This window comes from Parvibaculum sp. (assembly GCF_035511255.1).
In the GTDB taxonomy this organism is placed as follows: Bacteria; Pseudomonadota; Alphaproteobacteria; order Parvibaculales; family Parvibaculaceae; genus Parvibaculum.
Window position 1 is genome coordinate 1 of the sequence record NZ_DATKFR010000469.1, and the last position, 7,956, is coordinate 7,956.

The window sequence follows — 7,956 nt, forward strand, 5'->3', positions numbered from 1 at the left end:
GTGACGGAATCCCAATTGCTTGAGCGCGACCGGGCGGCCCTGCCGGTCGACCGCCGAGACGCCCTCTCTGCCCTCGACAACCCAACCAATGCGCGTGATCGAGGTGCCGGTTTCCGTAGCGGCCCGGGCGATGTCGGCGGCCTTTCCGGGGGGCGCGGCGAAAAGGATCTCGTAGTCGTCGCCCCCCGTCAGCACGGCTTCGAGCCGGGACGGATCCGCTGTCAGAAGGCGGTCGACTACCGGAGATAGCGGCACCAGCGCCGTCTCGACGGTGGCGCCGACGCCGGACGCGGCGCAGAGATGCCCCAGATCGGCCATCAATCCGTCGGAGACGTCGAGCGCGGCGGTCGCGAGCCCCCTCAGGCGCGGCCCAACGGCATTGCGAGGGCATGGAAGCCTGTAGCGGCCGGCGAGCCAGTCCACATCCTCCACCGCTGCGTCGAGCCTTCCCTGCGCCGCCAGAAGGCCTAGGGCGGCGTCGCCTATGGTTCCGGTGACGTAGAGGTCGTCGCCCGGCCGGGCACCGGAGCGGCGCAGCATTTGTCCGCGAGGAACCTCGCCTATGGCGGTCAGCGAAAAGGTGAGCGGTCCGTCGCTCGACACCGTGTCGCCGCCCCAGAGCGAGAGGCCGTATGTGCGCTGATCCTCGGCGAGGCCCCGCGCAAAGTCCTCGATCCACGGTAGAGGCGTATCCGGCCGCCACGAGGTGACGAGGAGATAGCCACGCGGGATCGCGCCCTTGGCGGCAAGGTCGGAGAGGTTCACGCGCAGAAGCTTCCGCGCAATGCTGTCGGCAGGATCGGCCTTGAGGAAATGCACGCCCTCGACGATGGCATCGACCGTCAGCACCATTTCCATGCCCTCCGTGGGCGTGAAGACGGCGGCGTCGTCGGTGAGGCTGAAAGCGCCGGGCGCTTCGGCGGCCAGCGGCGCGAAGACGCGTTCGATCAGGCCGAATTCGTCAGGACGATCCGGCGGCGGCATCGCCCGCACCACCCGCTTTGCGCACCGTTCCACCGAGCCTGTCGAGGACGGCATTGACGACGCCCGGCTCATCGCCCTCGAAGAAGGCGTTGGCGACGTCGACATATTCGTTGATGACGACCTTGACCGGCACGTTCTTGCAGCGACGCAGCTCATAGACGCCGGCGCGCAGAATGGCCCTGAGCGTCGCGTCGATACGGGCCAGCGTCCAGCCCTTGGCGAGCGCGCCGTTTACCGCCTGGTCGATGTCGCGCTGCTCGCGCACGACGCCGCGAATGACGTCCTCGAAATGGGCTTCGTCGGCGCGGGCATAGACCGAACCCTCGATTTCCTGCCCAAAGCGGTGATGCACGAATTCGTCGACGATGTCGTCGAGCGCCGTGCCCGCGACGTCCATCTGATAAAGAGCCTGCACGGCGCCGAGACGCGCGGCGCTGCGCGCACCTGCATCGTGCGCGCCGGTATCGCGATTGTCGCCGGAAGCAGGCGTCTCCGCCGAAGCCGTCATCTTGGCCGTACCTTGCGTCATGCGCCCATGCTGCGCTTGAGATCGATCATGTCGAGGCAGGCCCGCGCGGCCCCCCCGCCCTTGTTTTTTTCATCCACCCGGACGCGAGCAAGCGCCTGCGCCTCGTTCTCGACCGTCTGGATGCCGTTGCCGAGCGCCAGCGAGCGATCGACCGAGAGGTCCATCAGCGCCCGCGCTGACTCGTTGGAAACTATATCATAATGCGTCGTCTCACCGCGAATGACGCAGCCAAGCACGACGAACCCGTCGACCCGCTTGGTGACGCCGCCATGGGCCATGGCGTCGAGCGTGAACTTGACGGCCGCCGGTATTTCCAGAACGCCGGGCACGGCGACGCGCTCCCATGTGGCGCCGCGCGCCTCGATTTCGGCTATGGCACCGCGCGCCAGCTCGTCGGCCAGATGCTCGTAGAACCGCGCCTCGATGATGAGGATATGCGCCTTCGTCGTCTTCAAGATGCGGTCTCCTTCGGCTTCTTCTCGCCCTTGTTTTCGTTCTGGGCGCGCTTGCGGGCACTGATCGGCCGCTGACCGGCGATCCGGAGCCCGTATCCCTCGAGGCCGACGATGCTGCGGTCGGTGTCGGAGAGAAGGACCATGTCATGGACGCCGAGATCAAGCAGTATCTGCGCGCCGACGCCATATTCGCGCAGGCGACGGGGCATGCGCTGCTCGACATTCTCGCCCTTGCGGAGCAGCAGGTCGGAAACGACGGTCGCCGTGGTGTCGCGGATCAGCACGATGACGCCGCGCCCCTCCTCCGAGATGATGTCCATCGAGTCCTTCAGAAGATCGGACCGGCCGCCCGACGCGCCGAGAATGTCGTCGAAGACATTCATTGCATGCATGCGGACCAGCACCGGTTCGGGCGTCGAGATGTCGCCCTTCACCAGCGCGATGTGCTCGGCATATTCGACGGTGTTCAGATAGACCATCATCTTGAACTCGCCGCCATACTTGCTCTCGAGCTCGGTTTCGATGGCGCGGTGGATGAAATGGTCGTAGCGGCGGCGATAGGCGATGAGATCGGCGATAGTCGCGATCTTGAGGCCGTGAAGCTGGGCGAACTGCACGAGGTCCGGCAGGCGGGCCATGGTGCCGTCGTCGTTCATGATCTCGCAGATGACGCCCGACGGATAGAGTCCGGCGAGGCGCGCAATGTCGACCGCCGCCTCGGTATGACCGGCGCGCACCAGAACGCCGCCGTCCTTGGCGACGAGCGGGAAGACATGGCCCGGCGAGACGATGTCGTTCTGGCCCTTGGTAGGGTCGATGGCAACCGAAACCGTATGCGCGCGGTCATGCGCCGAAATGCCGGTCGAGATGCCCTCGCGCGCCTCGATCGAGACGGTGAAGGCCGTCTGGTTGCGCGACTGGTTGTTCGACGACATGTATTGAAGATTGAGCTGCTTCGCACGATCGTTGGTCAGCGACAGGCAGATCAGGCCGCGGCCGTATTTCGCCATGAAGTTGATCGCTTCGGGCGTACACATCTGCGCGGGAATGACGAGGTCGCCCTCGTTCTCCCGATCTTCGGCATCGACGAGAATGAACATCTTGCCGTTGCGGGCGTCCTCGATCACCTCCTCGATGGGCGACAGATATTCCTTGTACACGGTCATCAGTCCTTCTCTGCAAGGCGGGCGACATAGCGCGCCAGCATGTCTATTTCAAGATTAACGGAATTTCCAACTTCGGCCTGGCCCCATGTGGTGACCGCCTGGGTATGGGGGATGATGTTGACGCCGAAGCGCGCTCTTTTCTCATTTGCGCCGACGCGGACGTCCTCGACTTCGTTCACGGTCAGGGACGTGCCGTCGATGGTGACGGAGCCCTTGGAGGCAATGAATTTGCGCAGGGGCTCCGGCGCCTCGAAGGTGAAGCGGACGGAATCTCCTTCCGGCCTCATGTCGACGATGGTGCCGACGCCGTCGACATGGCCGCTGACGATATGGCCGCCGAGTTCGTCGCCTGCCTTCAGGGCGCGTTCGAGATTGACCGGCGTGCCGGGCTTCCATGTGCCCAGCGTCGTGCAGCCGAGCGTTTCGGCGGAGGCATCGACCGCGAACCAGTTGCGGGCGCCGTCGCGTCCCTTCTCAACCACAGTCAGGCAGCAGCCCGAACAGGCGATGGATGCGCCGAGCGCGATCGTGTCCGGATCGTAGCTCGTCTCAATGACGAAGCGCGTGTCGCCGCGCATTTCGGCGGCCTTGACCCGGCCGACATCGGTGATGATGCCTGTGAACATTCAACCTCGCACAACGTAACTCGTAAGCGTGTCTTCGCCGAGCGCGACCGTGCGCCGCAGGGCCAGCGACGGCATCTGGTCCAGCGTATCGACGCCGAGGGCCGCGATTGACGAATAGCCGTCGCCGCCGATGATGCGAGGCGCCCGGAACCATTCGACACGATCGACGAGACGCGCCCGCATCAGCGAGGCAGCGAGGCGCGCACCGCCCTCGACCAGAAGTCGCGTTATTCCCCGCGACGCAAGACGCTGCATCGCCGCTTTCATATCCATCAAACCGTCCGCACCCGCCGGAACGTCGATAAGCTCAACACCGCAATCGGCGAAGGCGGCGCGACGTGCCGCCTCGGCGCCCGGCAAAACGAGAATCCAGAGCGGTGTCTTTCGCGCGCCGCGCACGAGCTTCGAAGTCAGCGGCAGACGCAGGCGACCGTCGGCGACGATGCGCACCGGCGATTGCGCCTCGAGGCCCGGAAGACGGCAGACCAGTTCGGGATCGTCGACGATCGCCGTGGCGCTGCCGACCATGATCGCGTCATGCGTCGCGCGCAGGTGATGTCCGCGCGCGCGCGCCAGTTCGCCGGTGATCCATTGACTGTGGCCGTCATGCGTCGCCGTCTTGCCGTCGGCGGAGGTGGCGAGCTTGAGCGTTACCAGCGGGCGCTCTTCCTTCACCTTCAGAAAGAATCCGCGATTGAGGTCACGCGCCTGCGTTTCGCAAACGTCCTCGACGACCTCGATGCCGGCCTTGCGCAGCATCTCGTAGCCCTTGCCGGCCACGCGGGGATCGGGATCGGAGACCGCACCGACGACGCGCGCCACGCCGGCTGCGATCAGCGCCTCGGCGCAAGGCGGCGTCTTGCCGTGATGGGCGCAAGGCTCGAGGGTGACATAGGCGGTGGCGCCCCGTGCGGTTTCACCCGCGCGAGCCAATGCCTCGGTCTCGGCATGAGGTCTACCACCCTTCTGCGTCCAGCCGCGCCCCAGGACGATGCCGTCCTTCACGATGACGCAACCGACAGCCGGATTGGGCGCGACTATACCCAAGCCGCGCGCGGCGACGTTCAGCGCCATCTTCATGAATTCGGTATCAGCGGCTTTCGCCATCCCGGAACCCCAATCTGTCTGTTGGGGCGAGATCGGTCAGCGGTCGTCGTCGCCCTCGTCCCGGCCCGGGCCGCTCAATTCGCCCAGGAACTCCTCGAAGTCTCTCGCTTCGCGGAAATTCTTGTAAACCGACGCGAAACGGACATAGGCGACGGGGTCGAGCGAACTCAGACCTTCCATGATGAGCTTTCCGATCGTATCCGACGGAATCTCGCTCTCGCCCATGCTTTCGAGCCGGCGCACGATGCCAGACACCATACGCTCTATGCGTTCCTGCTCAACTGGGCGTTTGCGCATCGCGATTTGCACGGAACGCACAAGCTTGTCGCGGTCGAAGGGAACCCTGCGACCGCTCTTCTTGATGATGGTCAATTCGCGCAGCTGCACCCGCTCAAAGGTCGTGAACCGGCCGCCGCAGGCCGTGCAGAAACGCCGCCGCCGGATCGACGTGTTGTCTTCGGTCGGACGAGAGTCCTTAACCTGCGTATCTTCATTGCCGCAATAAGGACAACGCATCCCCTCAAGCCCCCGCCTCTATTCGCCGCATACTGCAATCATCGACCGCGATCCGGTCAGCCTATCTGGGTCCGCCGTAAATCGGAAACTGCTTGCAGAGATCGAGCACACGGTCGCGCACCGCCGCCTCGACCTTCGCATTTCCTTCCTCGCCGTTCTGCGCCAGACCGGTGAGAACTTCCGTGATGAGCTTGCCGACCAACTGGAATTCGGCGACGCCGAAACCGCGCGTCGTTCCCGCCGGCGTTCCGAGACGCACGCCCGAGGTGATCGTAGGCTTCTCGGGATCGAAGGGAATGCCGTTCTTGTTGCAGGTGATGCTTGCCCGCTCCATCGCCGCTTCCGCGACCTTGCCGGTCAGATGCTTCGGCCGCAGATCGACCAACATCAGATGCGTGTCGGTGCCGCCGGAAACGATAGCAAAGCCCGCCTCGGCGAGCGTCGCCGCAAGCGCACGCGCATTCTCGACGACGGATTTCGCATAGAGCTTGAAGCCCGGACGCAGCGCCTCGCCGAAAGCGACGGCCTTCGCCGCGATCACATGCATCAGCGGGCCGCCCTGGATGCCGGGGAAGATCGCCGAGTTGATCTTCTTGCCGATGTCCTCGTTGTTCGAGAGGATCATGCCGCCGCGCGGACCGCGCAGCGTCTTGTGCGTCGTCGTCGTCACCACGTCGGCGAAAGGCAGCGGGCTCGGATGGACGCCGCCCGCGACGAGGCCCGCGAAATGGGCCATGTCGACCATCAGCAACGCGCCGACACTGTCGGCGATAGCGCGGAACGCCTTGAAGTCGATGACGCGTGGATAGGCTGAGCCGCCAGCGATGATCATCTTCGGCTTGTGTGTCTTCGCCAGATCCTCGACTTCGGAAAGATCAATCTGGTGATCCTGCTGGCGCACGCCGTACTGAACCGCATTGAACCACTTGCCCGACTGGTTGGGCGCGGCGCCATGCGTGAGATGACCACCGGCGGCGAGGCTCATGCCCATGATGGTGTCGCCTGGCTTCAGCAGCGCCATCATGACACCCTGGTTGGCCTGCGAGCCGGAGTTGGGCTGCACATTCACATAGGCGCAATCGAAGAGTCGCTTCGCTCGCTCGATCGCCAGTTCCTCGGCGATGTCGACGAATTCGCAGCCGCCGTAATAGCGTTTGCCGGGATAACCCTCGGCATACTTGTTCGTCATGATCGAGCCCTGCGCCTCGAGAACGGCGCGGGAGACGATATTCTCCGAGGCGATCAACTCAATTTGAGTCTGCTGGCGACCGAGTTCCTTCTCGATGGCGCGCAGGATATCGGGATCGCTTTCGGCAAGGCCGTCGTTGAAGAAGCCGGCAGGAACTGCCTGTCCAGCCATTGCGTTGCTCGAAGACATCGATTGAACCTTGTTCGCCGGAAATGAAACAAACTGGCGGCAGGATCGTAAGCGCGATCGACAAAAATGGGACCGCCGCCGCAACCATGTTCCGCTGAGCCTCTGGCCGCGTGATACCACATATCGGCACATGAAGCCAACGCACTACAAGCATGAGCGGACTCGCTATCCACAGCACATTTGGCCCTCGATCCGGTGGGGCTATTTGGTGCGGCATATGGCAAGGAGCACGCGGTGGACCAGGGCTGTTGACTGGGGTTCGCGGCGAAAAAGCCTCCTTGTCACAAGATATCGGGCCGCTCAACCTGATGTATTCGGCTATTTTCCATGATTAATACCGCTTTTACGTATATCCAGATCGGAGTTTAGCGGGAATAACAGTCAAAACAGCTTTGACACACCTTGATCGTCCGCGACTTAACGAGCTAGAAGAGTATCGCTAATCTGGAAATGGATTCGATGAGGGTGGCGAGGCCGCCGATCAGAGGCGAGTTCCTGTAATGAGCGAAAACAAGAACAAGAGCGATGGATCAACCGCGGGGCTTCTCAGGTTGGCGAGCGATATCGTGGCCGCCTATGTAAGTAAAAACACCCTTAACGCCGTCGATCTACCTGATGTGATCCGCACGGTGCACAATACGTTGGCCAATCTGGAACAAGGCGGCGGCCAGGGCGCCGCGCAAGAACTTGCGCCGGCGGTGGCTATCAAGAAGTCCGTGACGGCGGATTACATCGTCTGTCTCGAGGACGGCAAGAAACTGAAGATGCTGAAGCGGTATCTCCGCTCGCAATACGGAATGACCCCCGAGGAATATCGTGCCCGCTGGGGATTGCCGCCCGACTATCCGATGGTGGCACCAAACTATGCGGCGCAGCGCTCCCGCCTTGCCAAGCAGATCGGCCTCGGCCGCAGCAGCACCAGCGGCGCACGGAGCCGCCGCCGCAAATAAACAGGCGCGTCCCTGTCCCTAGACGACAATCCCGCCGCCGCCCGCCCCGCCTCTACCAGAAGTGGATTTGGCGGGCGCGACGCCGCCTTCCCCTTCCCGCATCAATCTCTGACGCAGCTTCTGAACCGCGATGCGCTCAAGTTCGCGATGAGGCGCGCCGGCTGGACCGACGATCGTCACGTCGGTGCCGGTCGCAGTGTCAGTCGCCGTGACCTTTACGCTGCCGCCTACGGGCACAAATTCGA

At 63.6% G+C, this 7,956-nt stretch carries 10 protein-coding genes; 1 reads left to right on the forward strand and 9 read right to left on the reverse strand.

Features of this window, described 5'->3' with window-relative positions; genetic code table 11:
* The 8 genes from thiL to glyA form a co-directional block, all read right to left on the reverse strand.
* Positions 1-984, reverse strand: a 984-nt coding sequence (thiL, locus tag VMR03_RS17385; RefSeq protein WP_325407455.1) for a thiamine-phosphate kinase, incomplete at its 3' end; no start/stop codon positions are given.
* A complete protein-coding gene (nusB, locus tag VMR03_RS17390) occupies positions 962-1,513 on the reverse strand; it encodes a transcription antitermination factor NusB (protein WP_325407457.1) in 552 nt (183 codons plus the stop codon). The genes thiL and nusB, both read right to left, overlap by 23 nt.
* Entirely contained in the window at positions 1,510-1,971 is a 462-nt protein-coding gene (ribH, locus tag VMR03_RS17395; protein ID WP_414693201.1) for a 6,7-dimethyl-8-ribityllumazine synthase, read from the reverse strand. The genes nusB and ribH overlap by 4 nt, the downstream gene beginning before the upstream one ends.
* Positions 1,965-3,134: a 3,4-dihydroxy-2-butanone-4-phosphate synthase gene (gene ribB, locus VMR03_RS17400; protein WP_325407461.1), complete on the reverse strand. Its 1,170-nt coding sequence runs from the start codon at positions 3,132-3,134 to the stop codon at positions 1,965-1,967. The genes ribH and ribB overlap by 7 nt, the downstream gene beginning before the upstream one ends.
* A complete protein-coding gene (locus tag VMR03_RS17405; RefSeq protein ID WP_325407463.1) occupies positions 3,134-3,760 on the reverse strand; it encodes a riboflavin synthase in 627 nt (208 codons plus the stop codon). Before VMR03_RS17405 ends, ribB begins: the two co-directional genes overlap by 1 nt.
* Positions 3,761-4,867, reverse strand: a complete 1,107-nt coding sequence (gene ribD / locus VMR03_RS17410) for a bifunctional diaminohydroxyphosphoribosylaminopyrimidine deaminase/5-amino-6-(5-phosphoribosylamino)uracil reductase RibD (RefSeq protein WP_325407465.1) — start codon at positions 4,865-4,867, stop codon at positions 3,761-3,763.
* 36 nt (positions 4,868-4,903) lie between these two features.
* Complete coding sequence (nrdR, locus tag VMR03_RS17415; protein ID WP_325407467.1) at positions 4,904-5,383, reverse strand: transcriptional regulator NrdR; 480 nt, start codon at positions 5,381-5,383, stop codon at positions 4,904-4,906.
* A 61-nt stretch (positions 5,384-5,444) separates the two neighbouring features.
* Entirely contained in the window at positions 5,445-6,743 is a 1,299-nt protein-coding gene (gene glyA, locus VMR03_RS17420) for a serine hydroxymethyltransferase (RefSeq protein WP_414693200.1), read from the reverse strand.
* Between the two features lie 518 nt (positions 6,744-7,261).
* On the opposite strand from glyA, the gene VMR03_RS17425 reads away from it, so the two are divergent.
* Positions 7,262-7,711 carry a MucR family transcriptional regulator gene (locus VMR03_RS17425; RefSeq protein WP_325407471.1) on the forward strand — a complete coding sequence of 150 codons (450 nt, stop codon included), beginning with the start codon at positions 7,262-7,264 and terminating at the stop codon, positions 7,709-7,711.
* Between the two features lie 18 nt (positions 7,712-7,729).
* Here the strand turns inward: VMR03_RS17425 and VMR03_RS17430 are convergent.
* A partial coding sequence (locus VMR03_RS17430) for a DUF6898 family protein (RefSeq protein WP_325407472.1) occupies positions 7,730-7,956 on the reverse strand: 227 nt, incomplete at its 5' end.